This is a genomic window from Amycolatopsis sp. NPDC004368, assembly GCF_053602515.1.
In genome coordinates this window covers 107,591-121,821 of record NZ_JBSGDT010000022.1, presented here as the reverse complement: position 1 = coordinate 121,821, position 14,231 = coordinate 107,591, and the positions used below count along the sequence as shown (strand labels likewise).

The 14,231-nt window shown below is 68.2% G+C and carries 13 protein-coding genes and 1 tRNA gene; 8 read left to right on the top strand and 6 right to left on the bottom strand.

The window, feature by feature from the left end:
* Positions 1 to 5: 5 nt before the first annotated feature.
* Positions 6 to 968: a hypothetical protein gene (locus tag ACWEOE_RS27500; RefSeq protein WP_452014032.1), complete on the bottom strand. Its 963-nt coding sequence runs from the start codon at positions 966 to 968 to the stop codon at positions 6 to 8.
* Positions 969 to 1,138: 170 nt separating this feature from the next.
* Here ACWEOE_RS27500 and ACWEOE_RS27495 point away from each other — a divergent pair, with 170 nt between their 5' ends.
* Positions 1,139 to 1,762, top strand: a complete 624-nt coding sequence (locus ACWEOE_RS27495; protein ID WP_452014030.1) for a maleylpyruvate isomerase family mycothiol-dependent enzyme — start codon at positions 1,139 to 1,141, stop codon at positions 1,760 to 1,762.
* 12 nt (positions 1,763 to 1,774) lie between these two features.
* On the opposite strand, the gene ACWEOE_RS27490 is transcribed toward ACWEOE_RS27495, so the two are convergent.
* Both ACWEOE_RS27490 and ACWEOE_RS27485 read right to left on the bottom strand, forming a co-directional pair.
* Positions 1,775 to 2,089 carry a hypothetical protein gene (locus tag ACWEOE_RS27490; RefSeq protein ID WP_452014028.1) on the bottom strand — a complete coding sequence of 105 codons (315 nt, stop codon included), beginning with the start codon at positions 2,087 to 2,089 and terminating at the stop codon, positions 1,775 to 1,777.
* 264 nt (positions 2,090 to 2,353) lie between these two features.
* On the bottom strand, positions 2,354 to 3,232 hold the full coding sequence (locus ACWEOE_RS27485) for a LysR family transcriptional regulator (protein WP_452014026.1): 879 nt from the start codon (positions 3,230 to 3,232) through the stop codon (positions 2,354 to 2,356).
* A gap of 100 nt (positions 3,233 to 3,332) precedes the next feature.
* On the opposite strand from ACWEOE_RS27485, the gene ACWEOE_RS27480 reads away from it, so the two are divergent.
* Complete coding sequence (locus ACWEOE_RS27480) at positions 3,333 to 4,016, top strand: GNAT family N-acetyltransferase (RefSeq protein ID WP_452014024.1); 684 nt, start codon at positions 3,333 to 3,335, stop codon at positions 4,014 to 4,016.
* Positions 4,017 to 4,090: 74 nt separating this feature from the next.
* Here ACWEOE_RS27480 and ACWEOE_RS27475 read toward each other — a convergent pair whose 3' ends face one another.
* Positions 4,091 to 5,476 (bottom strand): amidase, encoded by a 1,386-nt coding sequence (locus tag ACWEOE_RS27475; RefSeq protein ID WP_452014022.1) that lies wholly within the window; start codon positions 5,474 to 5,476, stop codon positions 4,091 to 4,093.
* A 96-nt stretch (positions 5,477 to 5,572) separates the two neighbouring features.
* Between ACWEOE_RS27475 and ACWEOE_RS27470 the strand changes: the two genes are divergently transcribed.
* Entirely contained in the window at positions 5,573 to 6,460 is an 888-nt protein-coding gene (locus tag ACWEOE_RS27470) for a LysR family transcriptional regulator (protein ID WP_452014020.1), read from the top strand.
* 9 nt (positions 6,461 to 6,469) lie between these two features.
* Here ACWEOE_RS27470 and ACWEOE_RS27465 read toward each other — a convergent pair whose 3' ends face one another.
* Complete coding sequence (locus tag ACWEOE_RS27465) at positions 6,470 to 6,979, bottom strand: OsmC family protein (RefSeq protein ID WP_452014018.1); 510 nt, start codon at positions 6,977 to 6,979, stop codon at positions 6,470 to 6,472.
* 193 nt (positions 6,980 to 7,172) lie between these two features.
* On the opposite strand from ACWEOE_RS27465, the gene ACWEOE_RS27460 reads away from it, so the two are divergent.
* The 4 genes from ACWEOE_RS27460 to ACWEOE_RS27445 all read left to right on the top strand — a co-directional run bounded on the left by ACWEOE_RS27460 (position 7,173) and on the right by ACWEOE_RS27445 (position 10,958).
* A complete protein-coding gene (locus tag ACWEOE_RS27460) occupies positions 7,173 to 7,376 on the top strand; it encodes an SMI1/KNR4 family protein (protein ID WP_452014016.1) in 204 nt (67 codons plus the stop codon).
* A gap of 244 nt (positions 7,377 to 7,620) precedes the next feature.
* Positions 7,621 to 8,325: an IclR family transcriptional regulator gene (locus ACWEOE_RS27455; RefSeq protein ID WP_452014014.1), complete on the top strand. Its 705-nt coding sequence runs from the start codon at positions 7,621 to 7,623 to the stop codon at positions 8,323 to 8,325.
* 125 nt (positions 8,326 to 8,450) lie between these two features.
* Positions 8,451 to 9,482: a CapA family protein gene (locus tag ACWEOE_RS27450; protein WP_452014012.1), complete on the top strand. Its 1,032-nt coding sequence runs from the start codon at positions 8,451 to 8,453 to the stop codon at positions 9,480 to 9,482.
* Between the two features lie 30 nt (positions 9,483 to 9,512).
* Positions 9,513 to 10,958 (top strand): MFS transporter, encoded by a 1,446-nt coding sequence (locus tag ACWEOE_RS27445; protein WP_452014010.1) that lies wholly within the window; start codon positions 9,513 to 9,515, stop codon positions 10,956 to 10,958.
* A 492-nt stretch (positions 10,959 to 11,450) separates the two neighbouring features.
* On the opposite strand, the gene ACWEOE_RS27440 is transcribed toward ACWEOE_RS27445, so the two are convergent.
* Positions 11,451 to 11,523, bottom strand: a tRNA-Ala gene (locus tag ACWEOE_RS27440).
* 380 nt (positions 11,524 to 11,903) lie between these two features.
* Here ACWEOE_RS27440 and ACWEOE_RS27435 point away from each other — a divergent pair.
* Positions 11,904 to 14,099 (top strand): RICIN domain-containing protein, encoded by a 2,196-nt coding sequence (locus tag ACWEOE_RS27435; protein ID WP_452014008.1) that lies wholly within the window; start codon positions 11,904 to 11,906, stop codon positions 14,097 to 14,099.
* Positions 14,100 to 14,231 lie beyond the last annotated feature (132 nt).

The window sequence follows — 14,231 nt, the reverse complement described above, 5'->3', positions numbered from 1 at the left end:
CCCGCTCAGTGGTGGCAGTTGTCCTCGGTCGGCATGGGTTTGGCCGGATCGAACCGACCGGGTTCGGGGGCCAGCGAGGTGGCGGCGTAGTTGTGCTCGCTGAACGCGGGCGCGAGCCGGTCGTCGCTGCCGCACGCGACGGAGGTGAAGTACTGCCGGGAGTTTTCCACCCACAGCCCGCGGCTCGACGACCTGAAGCCGGAGCCGCTGCGCATCACGTAGTCGACGTCGACGCGCACGAACGGTTCGAGGTCGGCGGGGCCGTAGGTCGCGTGGGTGCCGGGGTCGAAGGCGTAGGCCACCACGTAGGAGGTGTGCAGTACCAGTTCACCGGCCTTGCCCGGCTTCACGGTCATCGAGCCGTTCATCCGCGGCGGCACGGGCAGCAGGTGGTACCCGTCCGCCAGGTAGATCAGGTACCCCGGGGCGTCGGCCTGCACGTCCTGCCGCTCGTCGGGGGCGAGCAGGCCGACGTACTCGGCCGGGTTGTGAGCGGTCAGCGTGTCCTGGTCCAGTTGCGCGGCGGTGATCGCCTGCTTCACCTGGTCCTCGGCCGCCTTCACCTGCTGCGCCGAGAACGACCCGACCTTCGCCGCCGGCGGCACGGTCACGCCCGCGATGCCCTCGGCCCAGTTCTGGGCCGGCGTGTTGTCGAACGGCCGGGTCAGGTCCACGTGCGCGAGGTCCGGCAGCTCGGTGGGCGCGGCTTTCGTGGTCGCGACCGAAGTGGACGCAGGCAGGGCAGTGTCCGCATCGGACGCGTGCTCGGCCGTCGCGTTCCCCCAGGCGGAGAACGCCAGCACCGCGCCCGCCCCTGCGACGACCACGACCGCCGACGTCACCACCCACTTGCGCCGGTTCGCGCGGCGCCGGTTGCGCCGCAGGCCGACCCACGCCTCCTTTTCGGCGTGTCGCTGCCAGTCGGGGTCCATCAGGTCCGGATGGTCCTCGATACCGTACTCGTCCACTGTGCGCCCACCCAACTTCGTTGACCCGACACGAAAACATCGGCGACCGACGTCGGCCGTTACGTGCCGACGTGAACGAAAAGATCACGAATTGGTGCGCCACAGCGAAAATGCTCCCTTTACCCCGCGAAGACCGGCTTCGAACCGTGCCGGGCCGCTATCCTCACCGCGTGAGCGACCTGCCAGAGATCCAGCAGCGCGAACTCGACGCGCTCGTCGAAGACCTGAGCGCCCTCGCCCCGCAGCAGTGGCGCGCGGAAACCCTGTGCGCCGACTGGGACGTCGAGGAAGTCGTCTCCCACCTCGGCGGCGCCGCGGCGACCAGCCGGCCCGCCTGGTTCCGCAGCATGTTCGCCGCGCGCTTCGACGCCGCGCTCCACAACCGCCGGCGCCTCGAGGACTTCCGCGGCAGCACCCCGGCGGAGACACTCGAACGCTTCCGCCACGTCGGCCCCATCGCGTCGCCGATCAAGCCCTCCCCGGCGGGCCTGGGCGAGGTGATCGTGCACAGCGCGGACATCCGCAAGCCGCTCGGCCTCACCCACGACCCCGACCCGGCCGGCCTGCTGGCCGTGGCGCGCTTCTTCGCCTCGAAGAACTTCGCCGTCAACAGCAAAACCGTGGCCAAGGGCCTCACCCTCCACGCCACCGACGCCGACTTCACCGAAGGCACCGGCCCCGACGTCCGCGGTCCGCTGCTGTCACTCGTGATGGTCCTGGCCGGACGGGCCGCGTTCCTACCGGACCTCAGCGGCGACGGCGTCGCCGAGCTGCGCAACCGCTTGGCTTCGTGAGCGACGAGCCCCTCAATCCGGCGGGATCCTCGTCTCCGGATGCCCCACCGCACGCAGCACTTCCGACAGCCACACGAAGTGGTGCGGAATCACACCGTCTTCTTTGTGCCTGAGCAGGTTTTCCAAGTACTGCCACGAGTCGCACAGCGAACCGATCGTGAGCTCGTCCGGCTCGGCGTAAACGTTGTGGAGCGAGTCCGGCGGAATGGACCAGAAGTAGTCGGCCTCGAGCGCGAGGGTCGGGCCCTCAGCCCCGGCCAAGTGGTTCAGGAGTACGTCGATGACGGCTCGCAGCCGCTCCACCGGAATCCGCAGCGGTTCGCTCATCGAGGCCTCCTCAAGCAGTCGTGCGCACCCCGATCGGATCCTCGATGACCGCACCAGGATCGTAACGGGCGCACGACCCCACCCAGCAGCGCTGTTGCCCTCGGCGGCCGAGACTTCCCCCGACCCCGGCGACCACGAGCGACGGGTGCGCACCGCCCGGCTCACGGCCGCGAGCCTCGCCGAGCGCGATCTGCTCGACGAGGCATCGGCCACCGTCCTCGACGGACAACCACCAATCACCCGCATGAACAACCTGCCAGGGCACTACAGCAAGCGGGTGTGCTCGGCGGCGAGGTCCCGCAGGGCGACGACACTTGGGTGCCACGGCCGGGTGGCCGGCCCGGTGAGCACGATCCGGCGCGCCAGCCGCGGCCGCAGCGGCACCAGCGTCAGGGCGTCGGGCAGCATCGCGGCGGCCAGCGACGGCAGGATCGCGACGCCGAGGCCGGCTTCCACCATGGAAAGCAACGTGGTCAGTTCGCGGATGCGGCGCGCCGGCCGGTAGGGCAGCCCGGCCGTCGCGTGCAGGTGCTGGAGCGGGGCGACGAAGCCGGACGTCGTCACGAGCAGCGGGTCTTCGAGCAGGTCGGCCAGCTCGATGGCCGTCTCCCGCGCCAGCGGGTGGTCGGTGCGGACCACGGCCTCGTACGCGTCGGTGGCCACGGGCAGGGCGCCGGCGGGAACCGGGTCCGGATCGATGAGAAAGGACGCGTCGACGGTCCCGGTTTCCAGCCACTGCGCGATTTCCTCGTCGACGGCCTCGAACACCGTGATCTCGACCTGTGGCAGGTGCTCGTGCCACAGCCGCAACAGGCCTGGCAGCAGCCCGCGTGCGACCGTCGGCGGCACGGAGAGGCTGATCTTCGCGGCGGCGGCCGTGCCGGCGTACGCGCTGGCTGCGGCATCGAAGGCACGCGCGGCGGTGAGCGTGGCGAGTGCGTGGGGGAGGAGCAGCTCGCCGAGCGGTGTCAGGCGCACGGGTGTGGCGCGCCGCACGAGCTCGCCGTTCACCGTGGTTTCGAGCGTGGCGAGCGCGTGCGACACCGACGACTGGCTGGTTCCGAGCGCCGTGGCGGCCGAACCGAACCCGCCGTGCTCGGCGACGGCGGCGAACACGGCCAGCTGCCGAAGCGTCACGGCCATCGAAACTCCCGATGTGTGTATGAGGATTATCGATTTGCTTCATCATAGGGCCGTGGCAACACTGGAATCGTTCTGAACCGCCGGCCGGGAGTGCTTCGTCATGCTGACCAACGTTGTGTACGACGCACTGCGGACCCGCCACGCGCACCTGGCGGAGCGCGAAGGCCGGGTGCTGCGGTACATCGACGCGGTGGCGCCCTTCGCGGCCGTGCCGGACGAACCGTCCGAACAGGACTGGCGCGACCTCGCCACCCTCGCCCACCGCACGGGCGGCGCCGCACTGCACCGCGTGCCGGGCGCGGTGTCCGACGGCTGGGCCGCGGACCACCGTCTCGCCGTGCACCGCATGACCGTGCTGCTGTTCTCGGGCTCGGCGTTCGGTGCCGGTGCTGATCCCGAGGTTCGTGACCTGACCGCCGCCGACGTGCCCGCCATGCGCGCCCTGGCCGACCTGACCGCACCCGGCCCGTTCCGCGACCGCACCATCGACCTCGGCGGCTACGTGGGCATCTGGCGCGACGGCACCCTCGCCGCCATGGCCGGTGAACGCTTCTCCGCCCCGGGCTGGACGGAGGTCAGCGCGGTGTGCACCCACCCCGCGTTCCGGGGCCAAGGGTTGGCGACCCGGCTGATGCGCGCGGTCGCCACGAACATCCGAGCCCGCGGCGACGAGGTGTTCCTGCACGTCGTGTCGACCAACACCGGCGCCATCGCGCTGTACGAACGCCTCGGGTTCAGCCGGCTGGCGACGGTCGAGGTCACCGTGCTGACCCCGGCCGTCTGAATCTGTCTATTGAGGACAGAACCGCACCGCCACCGTTACCGGGAAACGGTTTCCCGGTAACGGTTCTCGCGGCTTCAGCCCACCGCGCCCACCAGATCCGGACGGCCCAGCCCCTCACCCGCAACCCAGTTCGCCACCTCGAACAGCGCCGCGTCGCGGTTCATGCGCCCGATCAACTGCAGGCCCAGCGGAAGTCCTTCGTCGGTCAGCACCGGGAGCGTCAGGGCCGGGCCGCCGAGCATGGAGGCGGTCACGTTCATGGCGACGTCACCCGTCGACTCCAGACCGACCGGCGCGGCGCCGCACGCGCCGAGGGTGATGACCGCGTCGAAGTTCGCCGCGGTGTCCTCGTAGGTCGCGCGCGCGGCGGCGCGGCGGCCGAGGAGCTCGGCGTATTCCTGCTGCGTCATCGCCTCGGCCGTCTTGAGGCGGTCGCGGGCATCGAGGCTGAGCTGGTCGACGTTGCGGTCGGCGTAGGTGTTGACCGGCCACCGCCCTTCCCACGCGACGATCGTCATGGTCAGTCGCAGGGCCTCGGCCACGGCGTTCTCGACGGTCTCGATGCCCGCGTCGTCCGCCCGGCCCACCACCTCGACGCCCTGTTCACGCAGGCGGTGCTTCACCGCGTCGAACGCCTGACGCGCGCCTTCGGTCGTCGAGCTCCAGCCGGCCGTCTCGAGCACCGCGAGCCGCGCCGGCTTGGTGCGCCGGCCGAAGTCCACGTCGCCGGCGAGGCCCACGAAGCCGGGGTCGCCGCCCGCGCGGTCGACGATGGCGCGCAGCACGGTCCAGGTGTCGGCGAGCGTCGCGCCGATCGAGCCCTGGCAGCTCTGGCTGAAGTGATCGTGCGAACCACTGCGGTTGACCGCCCCGACGCTCGGCTTGAACCCCACCGCGCCACAGAAGCTCGACGGCCGCAGGATCGATCCGACCAGCTGCGTGCCGAGGCCCACCGGCACCATCCCGGCGCCCACCGCCGCCGCCGTCCCACTGGACGAGCCGCCCGGCGTGCGCGCCGGATCGTGCGGGTTGGTGGTGCTGTGCCACGGGTGCTTCGAGGCGAACTCCGTGGTGGTGGTCTTGCCCACGATGACCGCGCCGGCCTCGCGCAACGCGTGCACCGCCGCGGAGTCCCGCTTCCAGTCGGTGCCCTCCCACATCGGCGAACCCTGCCCGGTCGGCATGTCGGCCGTCTCGATGATGTCCTTGACCGCCACCGGCATCCCGTCGATCGCCGACAGCGGCTCCCCGGCGCTCCAGCGCTTCGCCGACTCGTCCGCCGCGCGCCGCGCCCCCTCCTCGTTGAGGACGACGAACGCGCCGACCTCCCCGTCGCGCGCGCTGATCCGCGTGAGTGTCTCCTCGAGGTAGTCCCGCGGGCTGAGCTCGCCGGACCGCAGCTGTTCGCCGTGCGAAACGTAGCCCCGCAGCCGATTTTCGGACATCGTCGGTTCGTTCATGACCCCATCCTGCGTTATGGGCGGGGATGGCACCACGGTCGCTCAGGTGTGATCGGGCGGAAGGAGCGATCAGGGCCGATTCAGTAGCGTGGGGTTATGGATCTCGAAGCCCGGCACTTGCGCTACGTCGTCGCGGTGGCCGAGACGCTCAACTTCACCCGCGCCGCCGAGCGCCTGCACATGTCGCAGCCCGCGCTGTCCGCCCGCGTCAAGGCGATCGAGCACCACCTCGGCGTGCCCCTCTTCCGGCGCACCACCCGCTCGGTCGTGTGCACCGACGCGGGCGACCGCTTCGTCGCGCGCGCCCGCGAGATCCTGCGCCAACTCTCGGATGCCGAACAGGAGGCCCGCCAGTCGGCCCACGGCCGCGTCATCCCGATCGGCTTCTACGGCGTCGCCGCGGGCGACCTGACCGCCGACATCATCGAGCGTTTCCGGGAACGCAGCCCGGGCGTCGAGATCGAGCTGAAACGCCACGGCTGGGAAGACCCGTCCGCGGGCCTGCACGATCGCAGCGTGCCGCTGGCGTTCGTCCGCCCGCCGTTCCGCTCGCGCCGGCTGCGCATGCTGACCCTGCTCACCGAACCCCGCGTCGCCGGCCTGCCGTCGACCCACCCGCTCGCCCGCCGGCACACGGTGGATGTCACCGAGCTGCTGGCGGACCCCATCGTCATCCGCCGCACCCCGGACGCGCTGTGGGCCGCCTTCTGGTCCGGCGGCGACGTCCTCGATTCGGCGCGCCGGGTGGAAGTCCGCGACATCGACGAGGAGCTCCAGACCGTCGCCCTCGGCCGCGCCACCACCTTGACCAGCGCGGCGGCCCAGACGTATTTTCCTCGCCCCGGTATCACATACGTGCCGCTCACCGGCCTGCCACCCAGCCGCGTCGCCCTGGCCTGGCACCCGGACGAAACCGACCCGGCGTGCTCGGCTTTTATCGAGGCGGCCCGGTACGTGCTGGGACGGCAGCGGAAGAAGGCCTGATCCGGTCCTTCAGCTCGCCGCCATCGTCACCGCGAACTCCGGCGGCGTCCGCAGCGACTGGAACACCACGCAGTAGCGCTCGGTCAGCTTCTTCAACGTCGCGATCTGCTCGGCATCGGCGTCCGTATCCAGGTCGAACGCCAGCCGAATCGCCCGAAACCCCACCGGCGCGTCCTTCGCGACGGCCAGCGTGCCGCGAAAGTCGAGGTCACCTTCCGCCCGGACCCGCCCACCCCGCACCTCGAGCCCCAACGATGTCGCCACGGCCCGCAACGTCACCCCGGCGCAGGCGACCAGCGCTTCGAGCAGCATGTCACCGGAGCACGCCAGGCTGCCGTCCCCGCCCGTCGCGGGGTGCAGCCCGGCCTCCACGATGGCGCGGCCGGTGTCGACCTTGCACGAGATGCCGAGCCCGTCGAGCTCGGCGTCGGCGTGCAGCGTGATGAGGGCGCTCTCCGGTTCGTCGCGGTACTTGTCCTTCAAGGGGGCCTGGGTCGCGCGCAGCTGTTCGGAGTCCATGTGCCCGATTGTGCCTCAGCCCCAGGGACTCCGTCAGGCTGCGAGCGGCTCGCTGACTGATGGTGATGGGTGTGCACTGGGTGTCACTACCCAGGAGTTCCTGGGCGGTGGTCGGATGACTTTCCCGGAAGCTGCGCACCGATGAGCGGCTGCAGGTTCCTGTGACGGTGCAGCTCACCGAGGCGCAGGACCGATGGTTCGTACAGCGCTACGTCTATCAGGGGGCTCGATCTTCGCGAGCTGTGCAAGTCTTCTCCGCTGGGGTCTTCAAGCGTTCGACTCGTGGCTCCCATCCGAGGCTGAAATTGAGCGTTTCGAAACTGAACTGAAGTTTTCACTTCCGGACGACTATAAGGCATTCATGGTCGATATGGTGGCGGAGATTTCCTGTTCGTAGAATTGCTTCCTGTATTTTCTCCGGACGGACGTTGGTCGAATGGAACCGCACCTCGCCGAAGGCGCGGTGGAAAATGGCAGACTGCGTGGATACACGCTCTCTCGCTTGCGCCGCCTATCTCACAACCTCCTGAGTGCCGCACTGTCGCTGACGAGAGTCGATATGGGTCTTCGGCGGGGTGGGCGCCTGGGCCTCGCCGATGCTGTTTCGGCGCCCCGCGAGGGCGCCTGCTAGCGTTTCGCTGATGGAGGGTCGAGGCTCGGGCAAACCGGACCGGTCGGTGTCGCAGACGCTGAGCCGGGGCCTTCAGGTGCTCGAACTCCTCGCCACGGAAGGCCGGCCGCTCGCCGCGCAGGAGATTGCCAAATCGCTCGGGCTCTCACGGCCGATCGTGTACCGCCTGCTCCATACGTTGGCGCAGCACCACCTGCTGAGCAACGAGGTCGAGAACGGTCGCTACGACCTCGGGCTCGGCCTGCTGTCGTTGTCCCGCAGTGTTCAGAAGGACCTGCGCAGCGCGGCCTTTCCGATCATCAAGTCGCTGGTGCACCAGCTCGACACCACCGCTGTGCTCGGTCTGCGCGACGGCGATGAGGTTGTCTACGTGCTCGCGGTCGAGCCGGAGTTCGCGCGGATGGCGGTGCGCTCGCGGGAGGGTACCCGCCGACCGATTGACGACAGCACTTCGGGCCTCGCATTGCGGCTGACGCTCGAGCCCAGTCCGGATGACGACGAGGAGCTGCGGCAGGCGCGGGCCAAGGGCTTCGCCGCGCGGCACATCGTCATCGACTACCAGGCGACCGCGATCGCGGCGCCCATTCCGTCGTCGCCCGGCCCGAGCGACGCCTGCGTGACCGTGCTGTTCCCCAACGTCATCGACGTCATCGACGACAAGGCGGCGGTCATCGTCGAGGCGGCTCAGCGTGTCGCCCGATTCGTCCGCATCTGAGGCATTTCTACTTTTTCCTGCTGTTTCGTGGGGCATTGACGCACCCGTCTGCGCTGGCTACGGTCTAATATCCGTACAGGTGTTACGAATATCGGACAGGCGCCTGGGAAAGCGAGGAGTACGCGATGGCAACATCGGGCCCGTTCCGGATGGGTGCGGTCGGCGACATCAACCTGGATAATTTCGCCACCGAGTCGAACCCCTTCCGCCAGTTGATGCCGCAGTTGGCTGAGCTGAACCTCGCCATCGGCAACCTCGAAGGCCTGCTCGCGGAGCCGGCCGAGTTGTTCTACAAGCCAGGCTTCAGGCACGTCGGCGAAGGTCATGCGCCGAACCTCGCCGAGGCTGGGTTTCGCATGCTCAATCTGGCGAGCAACGTGACCTTCGGTGAGGAACCCATTGGCACCACGGTGAAACAGCTCGACGAGGCGGGGATCGTGCACTCCGGTGCCGGCCTGGACCGCGCGAGCGCGCACCGCGCGGCGCGGACCGAAGTGGACGGAAAGCGGATTTCCCTGGTATCGCGCACGGCGGTGTTCTGGCCGCACGGCCACGAGGCGACGGACACCCGCGCCGGTGTCGCGCCGATCCACGTGACGACGTCGTACCATCCACACTTCCGGCTCATCGAGATGCCGGGCCTGCCCGCGAAGACGATCACAACACCCGACCCGGCCGATGTCGAAGCGCTGCGTGCGGATATCGCGGCCGAGCGGGAAAACTCCGATATCGTCGTCGCGTTCTTCCACTTCGGAGTGTCATCTCAGCGTGATGTCGTGGATTACCAGCGCACTCTCGCGCAGGTGTGCATCGACGCGGGCGCGGATGTGGTTTTCGGCTCGCACGCGCACGTCATCCAGCCCATCGAGGTCTACCGAGGCAAGCCGATCTTCTACGGGTTGAGCCAGGTGATCTTCGGCTGGGACTTCGTGGCGAAGGTGAAGCACCCGGGCCAGCCCGGTTTGCTCGCCGAACTCGAGCTGACGGACGGCGATTTCCGTTGGAGCGCCCGTTTCGTCAAGCCGGCGGAGAATCTCGAACCGCGCGTCGTGTCGCTCGACGAGGTGCCGGAAGAGGTGGAGTTCCTCACCAAGGCCTGCGGCGACGCCATCCATTTCGAAGGCGATCGCCTGATCGTTCACACCGGACAGAAATAGGCGATTTCCTGATCGGCGGAGCCGCTTGCCGTGGGCAGCCGGCCTGCGCCGCCACCTGCACCGCCGCAGCAGGCCATTACAGAGTGTTTTCGAGCGCACAAAGGAGTGTGCATGTCGGACACAATGAGAGATCGGCCGATCATCGACGTCGGGCCGCTGATCGAGAACCAGCGCATCGCCGGGTTCTGGGTCGCGCTGTTCGCTGTGGCTTGGCTGGTCACCTTTCTCGAAGGCTTCGATCTGCAGATCATCTCGTTCGCGGGCAGTTTCCTGAAGCATGATTTCGGGATCAACAACACGCAGCTCGGCACGCTCGGCACCATCGGTGTGGTGGGCCAGCTGGTCGGTGGCATCGCGATCGGGTATCTGGGTGACAAGTTCGGCCGCAAGCCATCGATCATCGGCTCGGTGGCGGGCTTCGCCGTGTTCATGGTGCTGTTCGCGTTCGCCGCGAACTACACCGAGCTGGTGCTTCTGCGGTTCGCCACCGGGCTGTTCATCGGTGGCGCGCTCCCGCTGGTATGGGCGCTGGTGAGTGAGTTCGCGCCGAGGCGGCTGCGGTCCACGTCGGTCGTCATCGTGATGGTCGGCTACAGCCTGGGCAGCGCGTCGGGTGGGCCGGTGTCGAACCTGCTGATCCCGCACCACGGCTGGTCGTCGGTGTTCCTCGCCGGCGGAATCGCGTCGTTCGCCGTGCTGATTCCGGTGATTCTCTTCATGCCGGAGTCGATCAAGTTCCTCGCCGAACACAATGTGCGGCGGGAAAAGATTCTCCCCCTCCTCCGCCGTGTCAGCCCGGGGCTCCAAGCACCGGCCGACGCACGGTTCGTGATGGGGACGCAGGACGCCGAGCGGGCGCGGTTCACCCCGGCGCAGCTGTTCCGTGGCAAGCTGGCGTGGCTCACGCCGCTTGTCTGGGCGGCGTGGTTCTGCTCCGCGACGATCGTGTTCTACCTCGCGTTCTGGAGCCCGATTCTCAACCACCAACTGGGTTTCAGCGTGTCGGCGGCAGCGAATCTCGCCGCGGCCGCGTCGGTCGCGGGCGCGTTGGGCCAGGTGCTGATCAGCCGGTTCATCGACCGCCGGGGCGCAGGCTCGATCATGTGGATGCCGCTGCTGGCCGTGCCGTGCCTCATCCTGATCGGTTTCGCACCGCTCGGCACGCCCGGCTACGTGGTGGTGCTCATCCTGTCGAACATCTTCATTTTCGGTGGGAATGGCGGTGTGATCAGCATTTCCGGCATCTTCTACCGCCCGGGGATCCGCGCGAGCGGCGGTGGCTGGGCAGCGTCGGTGTCGAAGCTCGGCGCGATGCTCGGCCCGTGGCTCGCCGGGCTGCTGCTGGACGACGGAATCAGCGCGAAGGGCACGTTCTTCGTGTTCGCGATCTTCCCGGTCGCGATGGTGGCGGTGCTCGCGGTCCTCGGCCGCATCCAGCGGACGCTCCCCGCGGACGCGGAAGGCTCGCTCCGGTAGGTCACCGTCCAAAAAGGACGCCGTGGAACCGTTCCGCTTGTCGTGGTGTTTCGTCCTACCGCGCGGACGACGTCGCCGCGAATCTGCTGCCCAGCCGGCGAAGTGGAATTCAGCTGGCTGCTCTCACCATCCACGGTTGCCGCCGGTCGGAGTTGATGTCCAAGACCTCTTCGCGCTGCGCTGACCGGCGCCACCCTGTTGCCGGCCTGGGTCATCATCTGGACAACCGGGTTGTGGAGCCTATTCGCATGTGGGTGTTCGGCGGTGGTGGTCCTCCTCGTCGCCGATCTGAGGGTCGGCCGTCAGCCGGGCCCGGAAGCAGCGAGAACACCGCGCCGACGCCGGGCCGAGGCTGGGGCAGTGCTCCAGTTCTACGCCGGCAGGAGCACAAGATGTCGCCGCAAGTCGATCACCGAAGAAGATCGAGCACCTAACGTAGAAAACCCCTCCGCCCAGCCACAACGGCCGAAACGAAGGGGTTTCAAATCAGAGTGGAGCTAAGGGGACTCGAACCCCTGACCCCCTCACTGCCAGTGAGGTGCGCTACCAGCTGCGCCATAGCCCCGAAGCGAAGGTGAACTCCGCATCTCGTGTGAACAAAGACTACACCCCGCCCCGGACCCCCTTCACCGGGGGGTGCACCCCACCAAAACCCCAGGTCAGACGCCAAAACTCCCGACCCGGGAAAGATCCACCCCCGGCCAAGCGCCGCACCCCGGGACTCCGCAGCGTGAGCGAACCCGGCCGACCGCCGAGAATCCCAGCTCAACCACCTCTTCATGACTTATTTTTAGCTCTGTATTGACTCCCTGTGTGGCCGCCGTTACATTTTCACCCGGTTGTGACGCCGAGGTCCCCGCCCGCTACGCCGCGTCTTCATCCCTGGGCTGAAGCCTTGCCGTCTTGTGTGTGAGAGGCCGCGGCGGTGCGGCGGAGGAGGTTCCGATGGGGTTGCGGAGAGTGGGCACGCTGGTGCTGTCCGCGTTGACGGTGGCGGCGGGGTGCGTGGCGCTGGCATCACAAGCGCAGGCGGCGATCGCGCCTGATCAGTGGTTCACCGTGCAGGCGGGGAACAGCGGGAAGTGCGTGGATGCCAAGTCGGCGGCCAGTGCGAATGGCACCGTCGTGCAGCAGTACAGCTGCAACCGGACGTCGTCGCAGGTTTGGCAGTTCCAGCCGACCGGTGATGGCTACGTGCGGGTGAACTCGCAGCTCAACGCGGCCCAGTCGTGGGACGTCACGGACGTCTCGAAGGACGACGGGGGGCTGGTGCAGCTCTGGTCGTACTCGAATGGTCTCAACCAGCAGTGGTTGCCGGTGCAGGAGTCGAGCGGCGCGTACCACTTCGTGAACCGCAACAGTGGCAAGTGCCTCGACGTGCCGGGCGCCAATATCGCAGACGGGGTTCAGCTGGAGCAGTACGCCTGTAATAACACCAGTGCGCAATCGTTCAGAATAACTCCTGTGGGTGGCACTACAACTCCTCCGAGTACGGACCCGGACCTCGGTCCGAACGTCGTGATCTTCGATCCGTCGATGTCCGCCGCGAGCATCCAGAGCAGGCTGAACAGCATCTTCAGCCAGCAAGAGAAGAACCAGTTCGGCAGCCAGCGCTACGCCGTGATGTTCAAGCCGGGCACGTACTCGGCGGACGTGAACGTCGGCTTCTACACGCAGGTGCTGGGCCTCGGCCTGAGTCCCGACGCGGTGACGATCAACGGCGCGGTGCACGTGGAGGCCGACTGGTTCCCGCCGCAGAACGCGACGCAGAACTTCTGGCGTGGGGCCGAGAACCTGTCGGTGAACCCGACCGGTGGGGCGGACCGGTGGGCGGTCTCCCAGGCGGCGCCCTACCGGCGCATGCACGTGCGCGGCGACCTGCAGCTCGACGACGGCGGCTGGGCCAGCGGCGGCTGGATCTCCGACTCGAAGATCGACGGGCAGGTCCGCTCGGGCTCGCAGCAGCAGTGGATCTCGCGCAACTCGCAGTTCGGTAGCTGGAACGGCTCCAACTGGAACATGGTCTTCGTGGGCGTGAACGGCGCGCCGCAGAACACGTTCCCGAGCCCGCCCTACACCACGGTCGGCCAGGCGCCCGTCGTGCGGGAGAAGCCGTTCCTCTACATCGACAGCGCGGGCAAGTACCAGGTCTTCGTGCCGGCGCTGCGCAGCAACACGTCCGGCACGAGCTGGGCCAACGGCAACCCGGCCGGCTCCTCGCTGTCGCTCGACCAGTTCTACATCGCCAAGCCGGGCGCCTCGGCGGCCGACATGAACGCCGCGCTCGCCGCGGGCAAGAACCTGCTGGTCACGCCGGGCGTCTACCACCTCAACCAGACCCTGCACGTGACTCGCCCCGACACCGTGGTGCTCGGCCTCGGCATCGCGACCCTGGTGCCCGACAACGGCATCACCGCGATGAACGTGGACGACGTCAACGGCGTGAAGGTCGCCGGCCTGCTCGTGGACGCGGGCACGACGAACTCGAACACGCTCATGCAGGTCGGCGCGCCCGGCTCGAGCGCCGACCACTCGGCCGACCCGACGTCGCTGCACGACGTGTTCTTCCGCATCGGCGGCTCGGCCGTCGGCAAGGCGACCAACAGCCTGGTGGTGAACAGCAACAACGTGATCGGCGACCACATGTGGATCTGGCGCGCCGACCACGCGGCGAACAACGGCTTCGTCGGCTGGAACACCAACACCGCCGACACCGGCCTCACGGTCAACGGCAACAACGTCACCATGTACGGCCTGTTCGTCGAGCACTACCAGAAGACGCAGGTCGTCTGGAACGGCAACGGCGGGCGCACGTACTTCTTCCAGAACGAGATGCCCTACGACGTGCCCGACCAGGCCTCCTGGATGAACGGTTCGTCGCAAGGCTTTTCGGCGTACAAGGTGGGACCGAACGTCACCAGCCACGAAGCGTGGGGCCTCGGCAGCTACTGCTTCTTCAACACCAACCCGTCGGTGGCCAGCGCCCACGCCTACGAGGCGCCCAACACCCCGGGCGTGCGGTTCCACGACATGGTCACCGTGTCGCTGAACCACGCGGGCACGATCACCCACGTCATCAACACCACCGGCGCGACCACACCCGACGGGACGCGGCCGGTGAACCTGGTGAGCTACCCGTAGCCCACCGCCGAAGACAACCGGTGCGCGCCGTGGTGGCGGCCTCGGCGCGCACCGGTTCCCAGTCCACATGAGATGGTCAAGAGCCGCCCGGTTGCCGGCACGTCCGGAGACCGGGCGGCTTTTCGCAACGTC